The following is a 15143-nucleotide window of genomic DNA, read 5'->3' as shown; positions in this document are numbered from 1 at the left end:
CCAGGCAGCGCATCCAGCTGCAACTGCAGGTGACAGCGCGCCGGTTCGCACGTCACCCAGGGGGGCGGCCTCCAGTAGCCCTGCAGAGACACACGAACACCCGCCTCTGCGGGACATTGCATCCCGCGCTGATCCAACTCATCCCGGGCCATCCGTGGTCCCCCCGCTGATCCAGGGAAGCGTCTGGCGGGGTCGGTTCCACGGTTCCTGGTCGGGGTCCTCACCCATCACCTTCGCTGCGGCCACACAGAGGTCACGGCCGTAGATCTGGTTGCTGCCCCACTCGGACCCCCACAGGTCGGTCGCGGCCTGGGCCACGGAGCGCCAGGTGAGGTCTTCATCCACCCGCCAGGTGCGGATCTGCGCGGCCATCTCGGGCGTGATTTTCGCCGGGTCCACAGTGCTCTGTGTCATTCCACCGACCGTACGGACTCAGCAGAGACGGCTGCCATCGGATTACGCCCTCGCATGCACTCCACCTGTCAGCTGTCGCAAATCGGCAGGCCCGAGGACTGAAGTAACAAGATCCGTAAGAGAGTCCCCAGGCCTGCGCGGACGAGTTCGCCCGCTTCGTCCGTCCACCCCCTGAGACAGGTGTCAACAGGGGTGACGCTCATGTCGTCCCCTGTCATCATGTGCCCGTGCATATGTCTGAGAGCGGCCGGGGCGGCCACGGCAAGGGAGTCGGTACAGGGCTCGCGCTGCTGTCGGCGCTGGCCTTCGGAGGGTCGGGGGTGGCGGCGAAGCCGCTGATCGAGGCGGGACTCGAACCGCTGCACGTGGTGTGGCTGCGGGTGACCGGGGCCGCGCTGGTCATGCTGCCGCTCGCCGTGCGCCACCGCGGCCTGGTACGCCGGCGCCCCGCGCTGCTCGTCGGCTTCGGACTGCTCGCCGTCGCCGGTGTCCAGGCCTGCTACTTCGCCGCGCTCTCCCGCATCCCGGTCGGGGTCGCGCTGCTCGTGGAGTACCTGGCGCCCGCGCTGGTGCTCGGCTGGGTGCGGTTCGTGCAGCGGCGGCCGGTGACGCGGGCCGCCGCGCTCGGCGTGGTCCTCGCCGCCGGCGGGCTCGCCTGCGTCGTGGAGGTGTGGTCGGGGCTCCGGTTCGACGTGCTCGGCCTGCTGTTCGCACTCGGTGCCGCCTGCTGCCAGGTCGGCTACTTCATCCTCTCCGACCAGGGCGGCGACGCGGGTGAGCAGGCGCCCGACCCGCTGGGCGTGATCGCCTACGGGCTGCTGGTCGGCGCCGCCGTGCTCACCGTCGTGGCCCGTCCGTGGACGATGAACCGGGCGGTGCTGACCGGCTCCGTGCACATGGACGGCACCGAGGTTCCGGCGGTCGTACTGATCGGCTGGATCGTGCTCGTCGCCACGGTCGTCGCGTACGTCACCGGCGTGCTGTCGGTACGGCGGCTGTCACCGCAGGTCGCGGGGGTCGTCGCGTGCCTGGAGGCGGTCATCGCGACCGTGCTGGCCTGGGTGCTCCTCGGGGAGCACCTGTCCGCGCCGCAGGTCGCCGGTGGTGCCGTCGTACTCGTCGGCGCGTTCATCGCGCAGTCCTCGGCGCCCGCCAAGGGCACCCCGGCAACGGTCGCGGGCAGCGGCGCGGAAAGGGAGTTGTCCGCCCGGGGCACGGCTGCGTAAGGTGACGATCATGCCTTCGAACGCACTCGTCCTTCCGCCCCCGGCCGCCTGAGGCGGGCCTCCGGGAAGAACGCGCCCGACGCGCACAGCGCCGGGCGGGACGGTGCTGCCCGCAGATGAAGTCCGTGCGCCCCGCCGCCGCGGGACGCCTTTCGTCTTCCGCACTCCCGAGTGCGCTTCTGCGGAGAAAAACTCGTGTCGAACACTGTCTCCGGCCTGTCCGTCGGACGTGGCCTGCTCTATCTGATCGTCACCGGTGCCACCTGGGGCACCGCGGGCGCCGCCGCCTCGCTGGTCTACCGCGCGGCTGACATGGGCCCCTTCACCCTCTCCTTCTGGCGCTGCGCCGTCGGACTCGCCCTGCTGCTGGCGGGCCGCCTGACGCGTCGTCCGGTCGCACCGGCCGCGTCCGAACCCCTGCGCCTGCGGGTGAGGAGGTCCGTCGCCACCGGCATCGGCCTGGCCGTGTTCCAGACCGCCTACTTCGCGGCCGTGCAGTCGACCGGTCTGGCCGTGGGCACCGTGGTCACCCTCGGCGCCGGCCCGGTCCTCATCGCGCTCGGTGCCCGGCTGGTCCTGGGGGAGCGGCTGGGCGCCGGCGGTGTCCTCGCGATCGCCGGGGCGCTCGCCGGGCTGGCCGTGCTCACCCTCGGCGGCTCCGCCGCCACGGTCCGCCCGGCGGGCGTGCTCCTCGCGCTCGTGTCGGCCGCCGGCTACAGCGCGATGACCCTGCTGACCCGGTGGTGGGGGCGTGACGGCGCCGCCGACTCCTCCGGCACCACGATCTGGGCCTTCGCGGTCACCACCCTGTGCCTGCTGCCGTTCGCCCTGCACGAGGGGCTGCTCCCGCACACGGTCCATCCGGTGCGCCTGCTGGTCCTGCTTGCCTACATCGCGTCCGTCCCGACGGCCCTCGCCTACGCCCTCTACTTCGCGGGCGCGGCCGTCGTACGGTCCGCCACCGTCTCCGTGATCATGCTGCTGGAGCCCGTGACCGCGGCCGTGCTCGCCGTCGTCCTGCTCGGTGAGCGCCTTACGGCGGCCACCGTGACCGGCACCCTGCTGATGCTCGGCGCGGTCGCGGGGCTCGCGGTGAGCGAGGTGCGAGGGGGCGGACAGCGGGAGCCGGTCACGGTCTGACCGGGGCCGGGCCGGACCTTACGCCGGTGCCGACAGGTAGTCCGGCAGTTCGACGCCGGGCGCCAGGTCGGCGTTGGCGACGGGGGTGTCGTACCCCTTGCGGAGCGGCAGGACGCCGGCCCAGTGCGGCAGGGAGAGGTCCTCGGGTTCGTCGTTGGCGTCGCCCGTGCGCGTCTTGGCCGAGACCTCGTCGAGGTCGAGGCGGATGACCGCGGTGGCGGCCAGCTCCTTCTTGTTCGCGGGCCGGGAGTCGGCCGCCCGGCCCGGGACCACGTGATCCACCAGCGCGTCCAGGGCGAGGCGCCGCTCCTCGGGGTCGGTGACCTCGTGGGCGGTGCCGTGCACCATCACCGAGCGGTAGTTGACGGAGTGGTGGAAGGCGGAGCGGGCCAGCACCAGCCCGTCGACGTGGGTGACCGTCAGGCACACCGGCAGCCCCGGGTCGGCCGCACCGCTCATCCGCAGCGGGCGCGAACCGGTGGACCCGTGGACGTAGAGGCGCTCGCCGACCCGGGCGTACAGCGTCGGCAGTACCACCGGGGCGCCGTCGCGGACGAACCCGAGATGGCAGACGTAGCCCTCGTCGAGTATCGCGTGCACCAGGTCCCTGTCGTACGACGCCCGCTGTGCGGAGCGCGTGGGCACGGTGCGGTCGGTCGGCGTGTAGGCGGTGGACTGCGGTGCCGTTTCCCCGTGCATGGGTGTTCCCTCCAAGGTGGCGGTGGCTGGCCTGAGGTATTGCACTAGTGCATAATGGAGTTTGTGCTAGGAGAGTATCCGATTCAGGGTCGGGGTGCTGCGGAGATCGCGGCCAGTGTCGAGCGCGCGGTCGGCGCCGGAGAGCTGGAACCGGGCCAACCGCTGCCTCCCATGCGGGAGTTGGCGACCGCGCTCGGGGTGAACCCGAACACGGTCGCGGCCGCCTACCGCACCCTGCGCGAGCGCGGGGTGATCGAGACCGCCGGGCGCCGGGGCAGCCGGGTCCGGCCCAAGCCGGCCACGACGGGGCGCGAGGACCTGCGGGTGGAGGTGCCCGCCGGGGTACGGGACCTCTCCAGCGGCAACCCCGACCCGGCACTGCTCCCGCCCCTCGCCCCCGCGTTCGCGGCCGCGGCGGCGGACGCGGACCGGGCGCCCGTCCTGTACGGCGCCGACCCCGTGGACCCGGACCTGGCGCGCCTCGCCCGGGCCGGACTCGCCGCCGACGGCGTCCCCGAAGGACCGCTCACCGTCACCTCGGGCTCGCTCGACGCCGTCGAACGCGTCCTGTCCGCACACCTCAAGCCCGGCGACGCGGTCGCCGTGGAGGACCCCGGCTGGGGTCGCACCCTCGACCTCGTCCCGGCGCTGGGGCTGCGCACGGTGCCGGTGGGCGTGGACGACGACGGCCCGCGCGAGGAGGACCTGCGCCGCGCCCTGGACGCCGGGGCGCGCGCCCTGCTCGTCACCGACCGCGCGCAGAATCCGACCGGGGCCTCGGTGAGCGCCACGCGCGCGCGTGCCCTGCGCGCGGTGCTGCGCGATCATCCGGAGACCCTCCTCGTCGAGGACGACCACGGGCACGGCATCGTGGACCTCCCGCTGCACCCGCTGGCCGGCGTCACCCGCCACTGGGCCTTCGTCCGCTCCGTGGCCAAGGCCTACGGCCCCGACCTGCGCCTCGCCGTCCTCACCGGCGACCCCGTCACGGTGGACCGGGTGCGGGGGCGCCAGCGGCTGGGTCCGGGCTGGGTGAGTCTGCTGCTCCAGCGGGCCGTGGTCCGGCTGTGGACCGAGGGCGCGGTGGACGGGGCGGCGGTGGCCGAGGCGTACGGCAGCCGCCGGGGCCGGCTGGTCGACGCCCTCGCCCGGCGCGGTGTCGTCGCCCACGGCAGGAGCGGCTTGAACGTGTGGGTGCCGGTCCGCGACGAGACCGCGACGGTCGCCCGCCTGCTGCACGCGGGCTGGGCGGTCTCCCCTGGCGCCCGCTACCGCCTGAACACGCCACCGGGAATCCGCATCACGGTGTCCACACTGACTCCGGCCGAGGTCGATCCCTTGGCGGACGCGATCGCGGCGGCGGCGGGTCCGGTGCCAGCGCGCGCGTACAGCTAGGGGGTGTCGTTTGGATCAGGTCGGATCAGGCCGCGGCGTCCGGTGCGGTGCCTCGCAAGGCGGAGGATCTGCCGCGTACTGGACGTACTCGGCTGATCCGACAACGCGGCGAGGTGCCGTGCCGGGCGTCGCGGACCCGAGCTGATCCAAACGACACCCCCTAAGGGCCCGTCTTCCGGGTCTGGCCGGCTCCGGTGTGCCGAGGGTTCCGGCGGGTGCGAGCGGGGTCCGGTGCGTGCGGCTGGGGGAGTGGGGCGGACGTCACCGGAACGCGCGACCGCTGGGGAAGCGGGGCGGAAGGCACCGGAGCGCGCCACGGCTGGGCGGCCGAACAGCCGGGGCGCGGCGGAGCGATTGGCGCGATGCGACTCAAGGGCGTTCGCCGCGGCGCCGGTCGGGGCCGGACGACGCGGCGCCGGTCGAGGCAGGTCTGCACGGTGTCCGGTCGAGGCTGGTCGACGCGGCGCCATTCGAGGCCGGTCTGCGCGGCGCCGGTCGCGGTGGTTACGCGCGGCCGCGGAGGCGGGTGAGCCTCGGGGTCCGGGGCTCCGCGCTTCCGGAGCGCCGGCGTACCTGGGTCAGAGCCGCCCCCGCGATGACGATCACCGCGCCGACCGGCGTGGTCCAGCGGAGCGACTCCCCGAGGATCGCCACGCCGGCGGCCGTGGCGATGACCGGGATGAAGTACGTGACCATCTGGCCCGTCGTGGGCCCCACTTCGGCGACCAGGCCGTACTGGATGAGGACCGCCAGCCCTGTGCCGAGGGCGCCCAGCGCGGCTGTCGCCAGCAGCGGGACGAGCGGGAAGTGTGTGGGGAGGCTGGTGAAGGCAGGGGTGACCACGGCCAGTTGGACCGTCGCCAGCAGCAACTGCGCGCCGGTCAGGGACAGATGGGAGTTGCCCGTACCTGCCAGGGTCCGGCGTACGTAGATCCAGCCTATCGGGTAGCTCAGCGAGGCCAGCAGCGCCAACGCCGTGCCGGTGGCGTCGAGGCCGTGGAAGCCCTGCCACGCGCCGAGCACCGTCAGCACCCCGAGGAAGCCCAGGCCGAGGCCGGCGATGCGCACCCGGGTCGGCCGGTCCTCGGAGAGGGCGACCAGGGAAAGGATCATGCCCCACAGGGGTGAGGTGGCGTTGCAGATCCCGGCCAGGGTCGACGGGATCGTCAGCTCCGCGTAGGCGAAGAGGGAGAACGGCAGGGCGTTCAGGAAGAACGCGGCGACCGCCATGTGCCCCCACACGCGCGCCCCGCGCGGCAGCCGCTCCCGCTTCACGGCCATCGCCGCCGCCAGGACCGCCGTGCCGAACACCAGTCGGCCCAGGGTGACCTGGAAGGGCGCGTAGCCGGCGGTGCCCACCTTGATCAGCAGAAAGCTGAATCCCCAGATCAGGGACAGGGCACCGAAGCGCAGGCGCCAGTCGAGGCGCGGGCGGGGTTCGGGGTGGGGATGTGGGTCGGAGCGGGGCGGAGTGGCGGCGGGGGACTGGGTCCGGGGAGTGGTGACCGTGCTCATGCCGCCAAGGATGCTGGGCGCAACCTCGTAGCACAATCGAGACTTCTCGCACGGTACCTCTTAGGATTGCTTACATGTTGAACCTGGAGCGCCTGCGCACCCTGGACGCCCTCGCCCGCCACGGCTCCGTCAGCGCCGCCGCGGACGCGCTGCACGTCACCACGTCCGCCGTCTCGCAGCAGCTGGGCAAGCTGGAGCGGGAGGTCGGTCAGCGGCTGCTCGCCAAGAACGGGCGAGGGGTACGGCTCACGGACGCCGGCCGGCGGCTGTCCGAGCACGCGGCGCGCATCCTCTCCCAGGTCGAGCTGGCCCAGTCCGACCTGGAGGCACACCGGGGGCAGGTCGTCGGCGAGCTGCGGCTGTCGGCGTTCCCGACCGCCGCCCGCGGTCTGTTCCCGGCCGCCCTCGCCGCCCTGCGCGCCGAGCATCCGGGACTGCGGGTGCGCTCCAGCGAACTGGAACCCGAACGGGGCATCGCCGGTGTCCTGCGCGGCGACCTCGATCTCGCCGTCGTCCTCGACTGGTACAACAAGCCGATGCCGGTGCCGGACGGTCTGGTCAAGGCGCCGCTGCTGGACGATCCCGCGGACGTCGCCCTGCCCGTCGGGCACCGGCTCGCACACCGCGACGAGGTCGACCTCGCCGAGTTCGCGGAGGACGAGTGGATCACCTGGGGCGAGGGCGAGTTCTGCCACGAGTGGCTGATCTTCACGCTGCGCTCGAAGGGCATCGAGCCGATCGTCGGCCACCGTGCGGGCGAGACGCACACCCAACTCAACCTGGTGGCAGCCGGGTTGGGGGTGTGCATCGCACCGCTGCTGGGGCGTGACCCGGTGCCCGCGAACGTGGTGCTGGTTCCGCTCAGGCAGCGCGTTCGCCGGCACGTCTACGTCGTCTGGCGCGCGGACGCGGACCGCCGCCCGTCGATCCGGGCGGCGGTCGGGGCGCTGGGGGCGGTGGCACGCCGGATCGCGTCGGACTGAGCGCGCGCACGGCCCGTCGGGGTCGGCTCACCCGGAGTGCGTGTCGACGCCGTACGGACCGCCACCGTTTCCTATCGCGCGCCCAGCTTCCGGAAGTCCCAGGACACGACCTTCTCCGGGGTGAGCCGGGCCCAGGCGTGCCGGCCGTCGTGCGGCAGCTCGTTCAGGCCGAAGTACTTGCGCGCGAACAGCGTTTCCGGCAGGTCGAGTTCGGCGCACAGCTCGCCGGTCCGGGGTGCCTCGCCCACGAACTCCGCCCGCCCGGACAGCTCGGCGCCGCGCAACTGGTCGTACTCCTCACCCGAGTCGATCACCACCGCCACCCGCGGGTCGCGGCGCAGTTGGGTCCAACGCCTGCTGCGCACCACGGAGTACAGCCACAGCGAGGTGCCGTCCCAGGCGAACCACAGCGCGCTCACGTGCGGCGCGCCGTCCGCCGAGACGCTGGCGACCCGGCAGGTGCGCTGAGCGGTGAGGAAAACGTCCAGCTCGCCGGGCGTCATCATGATCTTCCGGCCCCGGCGCTGCTGAGCATCGGACATGCGGCCCCCTTTTTTCTCCCTCGTCATGCCCGAGTCTTCCGCAGCCTCTCCGCGGCCACTCCGTGGCCTTTCCGCAGCCGACTCAGGGCCGCCCCATGGCCCTTCCGCGACCTCTCCCCGATCTCTCCGCGGCCTCTTCCACGGCTTCCACCGTTGCTTCCCCGCGGCCGCGACCGCGGCGGTCACGGAGGAGACCACGGAGGAGGTCGCGGTGGAAGTCGTGGTGGAGGCCACGGGGACGGGCGTCGGCTCAGGCCAGCTTGATGTCGTCGCCGGAGACGGTGATCTTCTGGGCGGGCAGGGGCTGGGTCGCCGGCCCGTGCTTGACGCTGCCGTCCTCGACCGAGAAGTGACTGCCGTGGCACGGACAGACGATCACGCCGTTCGCGATGCTGCTGACCGCGCAGCCCTGGTGGGTGCACTTCGACGAGAAGGCCTTGTAGGTGCCCGCTGTCGGCTGCGTCACCACGACGCTCTGGTCCTTGAAGATCTTGCCGCCGCCCTCGGGGATGTCCGCGGTCTTGGCCAGTGCCGCGCCCCCATCCCCACCGCCGGACACGGTGTCGGCGGCGTCGGACGACTTGTCGTCCGAACCGCAGGCGGTCAGCGCGGCGGCGAGACCGGCCGCTCCTGCCGCCGCCATGACGGTACGGCGGCCCGGTCCCGCTTCGGGTTTGAACGATGCGCTGGTCATGTGGGCGTTCCCTTCCGCGGGGCCTGTTCGTGATCGATGCACGCGTGATCCATAGAGGGGTACGGCCCCGGGGCGCCACCCGTTCACAGGGCGGCCGTACATGTGTCGACTTCCGTGTCCGACGTGGCCGGCTCTCAGTAGAGCGCGCATTCCCACGGCTCGATGTCCTTCTCGCCCGGGGGAAGCGACCCCGTGCAGTAGCGGTGGAGCCACGTCGCGGCGCGGCGCTCGGCGTACTTCTCGTTGACGGGCTCTCCCCGCTTGTCGAGTTCCAGGACGTTGGCGAAGACGGCGAAACAGGTCTCCATCTGAGAGGGCGAGTCCCTGAGGTCCTCCCAGTAGTCGATCCCCTCCAGTATCGGGTGGCCTGCCGAGCCGCGGGCGACCCATCCGGCGAAGCGTCGGATGGCTCCCGAGGCGCCGTGACTGAGGTGTGAGGTCATGCGAGGAATCTAGGGGGTGTCGTTTGGATCAGCTCGGGGTCCGCCCGGCACGGCACCTCGCCGCGTTGTCGGATCAGCCGAGTATGTCCGGTACGCGGCAGATCCTCCGCCTTGCGAGGCACCGCACCGGACGCCGCGACCTGATCCGACCTGATCCAAACGACACCCCCTAGGTCCAGCCGGAACGGGACATGTCGCCGGCTTCGCGTTGATGGGGATTTCCCGGGACCGGACGCCGGCCCGGTGCCCGCCAGGGGGGAGGACCTCCTGGCGGGCACCCAGTGCACTGAAGGGGGCGATGTCCTCCGAGTTGGCCCGCGGACCGGGGCAACTCAGGCCTCACGCCGCGGGAATGGGCGGGGCCCGCAGTGAACCGGGTTCCCTACAGGGCCTCTTCGGAGGTGTCGTGGATCTGGTAGCCGGCGGCCTGGAGGGTGAACATCTGGGCGTAGGTGCCGCCGAGGGCCATCAGGTCCCGGTGGGAGCCGCTCTCGGTGATGCGGCCGTTGTCGAAGACGTAGACCGTGTCGCAGTCGACGACGCTGGCGAGCCGGTGCGAGATGAGGACCGTGATCTGGTCGTCGCGCATACGCCTGCGCAACACGGACTCGTAGACGGCGTGTTCGGAGGGCGGATCCATGCTGGCGGTCGGCTCGTCGAGGAGGAGCAGGGGCGCGTTCTTGTACAGCCCACGCCCCACCGCGATCTTCGCCCATTGGCCGCCGGACAGTTCCTGTCCACCCTTGAACCGCTTGGACAGCAGCGTTGCCCAGGTCTGAGGGAGGGAGGCGATGACGCTGTCGGCTCCGGAGGCGCGGGCGGCGGCCAGAGCGCGTTCCGGATCGGCCTGCGTCAGAGTGCCGGTCGCGGCGGTGATGTTGGCCAGGGCACTGAACGGATAGCGCACCGGCTCCTGCAGCACACAGGCGACCTGGCGTTGCAGCGACTGCGCGTCCATCTTCCGTACGTCGGTGCCGTCCCAGCACACCGTGCCCTTGCGCGGCTCGTACAGGCCGGCCAGCAGCTTGGCGCAGGTGCTCTTCCCCGACCCGTTGAGGCCGACGAACGCCACCGTCTGCCCGGCGTGGAGGGTCATGCTGATCCCGTCCAGGGCGGGAGTGCTCTTGCCGGGGTAGGTGAAGTGCACGTCGGTCACGGTGATCGTCCGCACGGTCGAGGGAGCGGCCACCTCCGTCGTCCGCGGGAGGAGCCGACGGCTGTGCTCCTGTACGGCGAGGAGGTCGTCCACCCACATGGCGTGCTCGTAGACGAGGTGGGAGACCTCGACGAGCCGCGTGAGCGCGGCCTGTCCGGACTGGATGGCGAGGACCGCGCCGGCGCCGGCGGCCAGCGGCAGCCAGCCGGCCGTCAGCATGCCGGCGAGCGCGGTGTAGGTGATGCCCGTACCGAGTCCGCCGATGGCACGTCCCGCGAGGTTGAGCAGCGCCGAGTGCACGCCCAGCCGGGTGTCCTCCGCCGCGATCTTCGAGGTCAGCCCCCGGTGCTCGTGCAGCAGGGCTCCCTGGGCCGTGTCCGAGCGCAGTTCGGCGGCGGCGTCCACGTCCAGCAGCAGCCAGGAGAAGACCCGGATGCGCCTCTGCAGGGCGTTCCACCGCTTGAAGGAGGCGAACCTGGCGCGTGCGCTGCGCACGGCCGCGACGCCGACGGGCAGCACGGACAGCAGGAGCAGCGGAAGAAGCGCGGGATGCAGGACGCCGAGCACACCGGCGGTTCCGACGAGCGCGAGCGCGGCGGACGCGAGGGCGACGACCTGGCCGACGATGGCCCGTGCGTAGAAAAGACCCCGGTCGTTGGCCCGGTGGACCTCGTCGTGCCAGTCGGCGTCCTCGACCGCCTCCAGCCGTACGTGCCCGGTGAGACGGAGGAACTCGCACTCCAGCGAGGTGCGGATCCTGGGAGTGACGCGTGCCTGTGCGACCGCGACGACGGCGTCGAGCACCGCCCGGGCGGCCAGGAAGCCGACGACCAGCAGGAGCCGGGGAACGGCCGCACGCACCCGGTCGGGCGTGGGACCCTCCGCGAACAAGTGCTGCAGGACCGAGACGGAGGCGAGCAGACCGAAGGCGGTCATCACCGCCGAAGCCAGCTGGCACACGACGACACAGCCGGTGGCACGAGGGTCGGCCCGCCAGGCGAGCCGGCCGATCAGAGCCGTGATCCGCGGCAGTCGCGTCAGGAGCCGGCCCACACTGGCGCCGGCGGCGGCACCGTCGTGGACCGACCAGTACGTCTCCTCCATTTCGTCGGTCAGGTTGTCGTCCTGCGGCCCGGCGGGCACCGCGGCGGGCGGCGGGGACAAAGGCGCGGTACGCGGACGCGGGACGTCGCCGGCCGCTGCGGCGGTGGGCTCGGTCATGCCGGCCACCCCGAAGCGCGGTGGGCCACGCGGGGCCCATGGACCGCGCCGGGGGAGGGGAACGTTCTGGCCGGGGTGCCGGCGATCCTCCTGAGATGCTCGGTGGTTGGGGGAGCGGCTGGGCGGACGGGCGAGGAGTGCATGGCTCTCTCCGGCTGGGTGGCGTCCGGTGCTGTCACCCAGGTCAACGAGGCGGCATCGATATCGAACACACGTATTTCGGACGTGCTCCGAACCGCTCGGCGGGGCGGGGAGGCGTCCGTGTCGTTTACACCGACCGTTGCCGGGCGCGGGGTGCCGTCTTCCGCGGACTTGGCCGAAACGCCGATGCCGCATCCGTACGGGCGGCGACGGGCGGGCCGAACCGCGGCCGGACCCGGGAAGAACCCCGACGGGAGCCGGGAAGTAGGCCGTGGCGCCGGAGGGGAGGGTGACGGGTCCGGCGCGACGGTTCGGGCATTCCGAACCAACTATTACGCTCGGTTACTATGCTCACTTCACGCCGGAGGCCGGAAGCGAGGGGCGCGTCGCCATCGACGGACCGCCGGGGAGAGGCGTCGGCCAGGGTTCCGGCCAGGGTTCCGGCCAGGGTGTCGGCCAGGGTGCCGGCGGGAACTTCCCGGGTTCTCCCCGGGGTTGGGTGCGGCAGATCCTCCGATGTGCGCACCATGGGAGGCGATCATGGATCGTAAGGCTAGTGACTGGGAGTGCCTGGGAATATGTTGACCGAGGTCACCGCGACCCGCTACATCACGCCTCTGCGTGAAGGTGGTTCGCTGCCGGGACTCGTCGAGGGCGACGACTTCGGGACGTACGTCATGAAGTTCACCGGCGCCGGACAGGGCCGCAAGACGCTGGTCGCCGAGGTCGTCTGCGGGGAACTCGCCCGCCGGCTCGGATTCCGGATGCCCCGGCTGGTGACCGTCCGGCTGGACCCCGTACTGGGGCTCGGCGAGCCCGAGCAGCAGGTGCAGGAGCTGCTGCGGTCCAGCGGCGGCGTCAACCTGGGCATGGACTTCCTCTCCGGCGCCCTCGGTTACGACCCGCTCGCCTTCGCGGTGAGCCCCGAGGAGGCCGGGCGCATCGTCTGGTTCGACGCGCTGGTCAACAACGTCGACCGCTCCTGGCGCAACCCCAACCTCCTCGTGCACCGCGGCGAGCTGTGGCTCATCGACCACGGCGCCACCATGATCTGGCACCACAACTGGCCCTCCGTCGAGACCTCCGCGGCCCGCCCCTACGACGCCTGCGACCACGCCCTCGCCCGCTTCGCCCCCGACGTGGCCGCCGCCGCGGCCGAGCTGGCCCCCCGGGTCACCGAGGACCTGCTCGCCGAGGTCACCGCGCAGATCCCCGACGCCTGGCTCGCGGACGAACCCGGCTTCGACACCCCGGACGACCTGCGCCGGGCCTATGCCCGGCCCCTGCTCGCCCGGGCGGCCGTCGTCCACGAGCGCATCGACGGCCTCCAGGAGGGCAAGTGAGCGAGCGCCACATCCACATGGCCGGACATGTGACCGAGCGTCACATCACCCGAGCCGGCCAGGGCGGCGACCGGGACGTGTTCGAGTACGCCCTGCTGCGCGTCGTCCCCCGCGTCGAGCGCGGCGAGTGCATCAACGCGGGCGTCGTCGTCTACTGCCGTGCGCAGGGCTACGTCGGTGCCCGCACCCACCTCGACGAGGCGCGACTGCTCGCCCTCGACCCGGAGGCCGACGTGAGCGGGGTCCGGGCCGCGCTCGCCGCGATCGAGCGTCACTGCGCGGGCGGCGAGGAGGCCGGACAGGCGGCCCGGGACGACGCGGGACGGCGCTACCGCTGGCTGATCGCGCCGCGCTCCACCATCGTGCAGCCCGGCCCGGTGCACACCGGACTGACCACTGATCCCGCGGCCGAAACCGAGCGTCTGCTGGACCTCCTGGTGAGGTAATGGATCACACCCGGCGGGTGTCCCGTTGACACCGGGTGCCAGGGCTTCTAGCGTCACGTGTGCTGAAGGTACTAAGCGGTCGCTCACCGCGCCGCAGGTTCACTCAAGGGCGAGGAGAAGCAGCAATGTCCACCACTGAGCAGCGGGTCGCGGTAGTCACCGGCGCGGCGCGCGGCATCGGCGCCGCCACCGCCGTACGACTGGCCGCCGAGGGTCACGCGGTCGCCGTGATCGACCTGGACGAGGCCGCCTGCAAGGACACGGTCGAGAAGATCACCTCGGCCGGCGGCAAGGCCATCGCGGTCGGCGCGGACGTCTCCGACGAGGCCCAGGTCGAGGCCGCCGTCGCCCGGATCGCCGAGGAGCTCGGCGCCCCGGTCATCCTGGTCAACAACGCGGGCGTGCTCCGCGACAACCTGCTGTTCAAGATGAGCGTCTCCGACTGGGACACCGTCCTGAACGTGCACCTGCGCGGCTCGTTCCTGATGACCAAGGCCGTCCAGAAGCACATGGTGGACGCGGGCTTCGGCCGGATCGTCAACCTGTCCTCCTCCTCGGCGCTCGGCAACCGCGGCCAGGCCAACTACTCGGCCGCCAAGGCGGGTCTGCAGGGCTTCACCAAGACCCTCGCCATCGAGCTGGGCAAGTTCGGCATCACCGCCAACGCCGTCGCTCCCGGCTTCATCGCCACCGAGATGACCAAGGCCACCGCCGACCGCGTCGGCATGGGCTTCGAGGACTTCAAGAAGGCCGCCGCCACCCAGATCCCGGTGCAGCGTGTCGGCGAGCCCGAGGACATCGCCAACGCCATCGCGTTCTTCACCGGCGAGGCGGCGGGCTTCGTCTCCGGCCAGGTGCTGTACGTGGCCGGCGGACCGCTGAACTAGGCAACTCGGGAACTCGGGAACATCGGAGTACACGGACATGACTGAACTCCCGGAGCTTTCCGGCAAGGTCGCGCTCGTCACCGGCGCGAGCCGCGGCATCGGCTACGGCGTCGCCGAGGCGTTCGTCGCCCGCGGTGACCGCGTGGTCATCACCGGCCGGGGCGAGGACGCCCTGAAGGAGGCCGTCGAGCGGCTCGGCGCCGAGCGCGTCATCGGCGTCGCCGGCAAGGCCCACGACCTCGACCACCAGGCCGAGGCCGTCGGCCGCGCCATGGAGGCCTTCGGCCGCGTCGACTTCCTGGTCAACAACGCGGGCACCAACCCGGTCTTCGGCCCGATCGCCGACCTCGACCTGGACGTCGCCCGCAAGGTGTTCGAGACCAACGTGGTCTCGGCGCTCGGCTTCGCCCAGAAGACCTGGCACGCCTGGCAGAAGGACAACGGCGGCGCGATCGTCAACATCGCCTCGGTCGCGGGCCTCGCGCCCTCGCCGTTCATCGGCGCCTACGGCGTCAGCAAGGCCGCGATGATCAACCTGACCCAGCAGCTGGCGCACGAGTTCGCGCCCAAGGTGCGGGTCAACGCGATCGCCCCGGCCGTCGTGAAGACCAAGTTCGCGGCGGCCCTGTACGAGGGCCGTGAGGCGGAGGCGGCCGCCGCCTACCCGCTCGGCCGGCTCGGCGTGCCCTCCGACATCGGCGGCGCGGCCGCGTTCCTCACCTCCACGCAGTCCGACTGGGTCACCGGTCAGACGCTCGTCGTGGACGGCGGCATCTTCCTCAACGCCGGGGTGGCCTGACCGATACCCCGGTCCCTTCGCGCAGGTCGTCTCGTCCGGGCGCCGTTCCCCAGCGGAACGGCGCCCGAAACGCGTACTGCGGTCCGGGTGCCGCAATGA

Annotated in this window: 15 protein-coding genes; 8 read left to right on the top strand and 7 right to left on the bottom strand. The window is 72.1% G+C overall.

All coding sequences use genetic code 11. The features are described 5' to 3' along the window. Nucleotides 1-138: 138 nt before the first annotated feature. Nucleotides 139-414 carry a hypothetical protein gene (locus tag OIB37_RS06510; RefSeq protein WP_330456571.1) on the bottom strand — a complete coding sequence of 92 codons (276 nt, stop codon included), beginning with the start codon at nucleotides 412-414 and terminating at the stop codon, nucleotides 139-141. A 221-nt stretch (nucleotides 415-635) separates the two neighbouring features. Here OIB37_RS06510 and OIB37_RS06505 point away from each other — a divergent pair, with 221 nt between their 5' ends. Next, nucleotides 636-1640 carry an EamA family transporter gene (locus tag OIB37_RS06505; RefSeq protein ID WP_443058120.1) on the top strand — a complete coding sequence of 335 codons (1005 nt, stop codon included), beginning with the start codon at nucleotides 636-638 and terminating at the stop codon, nucleotides 1638-1640. Between the two features lie 195 nt (nucleotides 1641-1835). Further along, nucleotides 1836-2780, top strand: coding sequence for a DMT family transporter (locus OIB37_RS06500; RefSeq protein WP_330456570.1), 945 nt, complete (start codon nucleotides 1836-1838; stop codon nucleotides 2778-2780). A gap of 18 nt (nucleotides 2781-2798) precedes the next feature. On the opposite strand, the gene OIB37_RS06495 is transcribed toward OIB37_RS06500, so the two are convergent. Next, complete coding sequence (locus OIB37_RS06495) at nucleotides 2799-3479, bottom strand: pyridoxamine 5'-phosphate oxidase family protein (protein ID WP_330456569.1); 681 nt, start codon at nucleotides 3477-3479, stop codon at nucleotides 2799-2801. Nucleotides 3480-3542: 63 nt separating this feature from the next. Between OIB37_RS06495 and OIB37_RS06490 the strand changes: the two genes are divergently transcribed. After that, nucleotides 3543-4874 carry an aminotransferase class I/II-fold pyridoxal phosphate-dependent enzyme gene (locus tag OIB37_RS06490; RefSeq protein WP_330456568.1) on the top strand — a complete coding sequence of 444 codons (1332 nt, stop codon included), beginning with the start codon at nucleotides 3543-3545 and terminating at the stop codon, nucleotides 4872-4874. Nucleotides 4875-5378: 504 nt separating this feature from the next. Here the strand turns inward: OIB37_RS06490 and OIB37_RS06485 are convergent. After that, nucleotides 5379-6389, bottom strand: a complete 1011-nt coding sequence (locus tag OIB37_RS06485) for a DMT family transporter (RefSeq protein ID WP_330456567.1) — start codon at nucleotides 6387-6389, stop codon at nucleotides 5379-5381. A 74-nt stretch (nucleotides 6390-6463) separates the two neighbouring features. Here OIB37_RS06485 and OIB37_RS06480 point away from each other — a divergent pair, with 74 nt between their 5' ends. Further along, nucleotides 6464-7372: a LysR family transcriptional regulator gene (locus OIB37_RS06480; RefSeq protein WP_330456566.1), complete on the top strand. Its 909-nt coding sequence runs from the start codon at nucleotides 6464-6466 to the stop codon at nucleotides 7370-7372. Between the two features lie 71 nt (nucleotides 7373-7443). Here OIB37_RS06480 and OIB37_RS06475 read toward each other — a convergent pair whose 3' ends face one another. The 4 genes from OIB37_RS06475 to OIB37_RS06460 all read right to left on the bottom strand — a co-directional run bounded on the left by OIB37_RS06475 (nucleotide 7444) and on the right by OIB37_RS06460 (nucleotide 11428). After that, nucleotides 7444-7914: a pyridoxamine 5'-phosphate oxidase family protein gene (locus OIB37_RS06475; RefSeq protein ID WP_330456565.1), complete on the bottom strand. Its 471-nt coding sequence runs from the start codon at nucleotides 7912-7914 to the stop codon at nucleotides 7444-7446. 250 nt (nucleotides 7915-8164) lie between these two features. Then, complete coding sequence (locus tag OIB37_RS06470) at nucleotides 8165-8608, bottom strand: Rieske (2Fe-2S) protein (protein WP_330456564.1); 444 nt, start codon at nucleotides 8606-8608, stop codon at nucleotides 8165-8167. 134 nt (nucleotides 8609-8742) lie between these two features. Further along, on the bottom strand, nucleotides 8743-9051 hold the full coding sequence (locus tag OIB37_RS06465) for a DUF7677 family protein (protein ID WP_330456563.1): 309 nt from the start codon (nucleotides 9049-9051) through the stop codon (nucleotides 8743-8745). Between the two features lie 382 nt (nucleotides 9052-9433). Next, entirely contained in the window at nucleotides 9434-11428 is a 1995-nt protein-coding gene (locus tag OIB37_RS06460) for an ATP-binding cassette domain-containing protein (protein WP_330456562.1), read from the bottom strand. Between the two features lie 719 nt (nucleotides 11429-12147). Here OIB37_RS06460 and OIB37_RS06455 point away from each other — a divergent pair. From OIB37_RS06455 to OIB37_RS06440, 4 genes are all read left to right on the top strand, one after another. After that, on the top strand, nucleotides 12148-12912 hold the full coding sequence (locus OIB37_RS06455; RefSeq protein WP_330456561.1) for a HipA family kinase: 765 nt from the start codon (nucleotides 12148-12150) through the stop codon (nucleotides 12910-12912). Then, nucleotides 12909-13358, top strand: a complete 450-nt coding sequence (locus OIB37_RS06450) for a DUF3037 domain-containing protein (protein WP_330456560.1) — start codon at nucleotides 12909-12911, stop codon at nucleotides 13356-13358. Before OIB37_RS06455 ends, OIB37_RS06450 begins: the two co-directional genes overlap by 4 nt. A 125-nt stretch (nucleotides 13359-13483) precedes the next feature. Beyond that, nucleotides 13484-14245: a 3-oxoacyl-ACP reductase FabG gene (fabG, locus tag OIB37_RS06445; protein ID WP_330456559.1), complete on the top strand. Its 762-nt coding sequence runs from the start codon at nucleotides 13484-13486 to the stop codon at nucleotides 14243-14245. A gap of 37 nt (nucleotides 14246-14282) precedes the next feature. Continuing rightward, nucleotides 14283-15044: an SDR family oxidoreductase gene (locus tag OIB37_RS06440; protein ID WP_330456558.1), complete on the top strand. Its 762-nt coding sequence runs from the start codon at nucleotides 14283-14285 to the stop codon at nucleotides 15042-15044. Nucleotides 15045-15143: the final 99 nt, after the last annotated feature.

This window comes from Streptomyces sp. NBC_00820, from assembly GCF_036347055.1.
In the GTDB taxonomy this organism is placed as follows: Bacteria; Actinomycetota; Actinomycetes; order Streptomycetales; family Streptomycetaceae; genus Streptomyces.
The sequence above is the reverse complement of the archived record's forward strand: the minus strand, read 5'-3'. Positions and strand labels throughout refer to the sequence as shown.

Coding starts and splice junctions, on each gene's coding strand:
- OIB37_RS06510 (WP_330456571.1), bottom strand. CDS start 414: ATGACACAGAGCACTGTGGACCCGGCGAAAATCACGCCCGAGATGGCC.
- OIB37_RS06495 (WP_330456569.1), bottom strand. CDS start 3,479: ATGCACGGGGAAACGGCACCGCAGTCCACCGCCTACACGCCGACCGAC.
- OIB37_RS06485 (WP_330456567.1), bottom strand. CDS start 6,389: ATGAGCACGGTCACCACTCCCCGGACCCAGTCCCCCGCCGCCACTCCG.
- OIB37_RS06480 (WP_330456566.1), top strand. CDS start 6,464: ATGTTGAACCTGGAGCGCCTGCGCACCCTGGACGCCCTCGCCCGCCAC.
- OIB37_RS06475 (WP_330456565.1), bottom strand. CDS start 7,914: ATGTCCGATGCTCAGCAGCGCCGGGGCCGGAAGATCATGATGACGCCC.
- OIB37_RS06470 (WP_330456564.1), bottom strand. CDS start 8,608: ATGACCAGCGCATCGTTCAAACCCGAAGCGGGACCGGGCCGCCGTACC.
- OIB37_RS06465 (WP_330456563.1), bottom strand. CDS start 9,051: ATGACCTCACACCTCAGTCACGGCGCCTCGGGAGCCATCCGACGCTTC.
- OIB37_RS06460 (WP_330456562.1), bottom strand. CDS start 11,428: ATGACCGAGCCCACCGCCGCAGCGGCCGGCGACGTCCCGCGTCCGCGT.
- OIB37_RS06455 (WP_330456561.1), top strand. CDS start 12,148: ATGTTGACCGAGGTCACCGCGACCCGCTACATCACGCCTCTGCGTGAA.
- fabG (WP_330456559.1), top strand. CDS start 13,484: ATGTCCACCACTGAGCAGCGGGTCGCGGTAGTCACCGGCGCGGCGCGC.
- OIB37_RS06440 (WP_330456558.1), top strand. CDS start 14,283: ATGACTGAACTCCCGGAGCTTTCCGGCAAGGTCGCGCTCGTCACCGGC.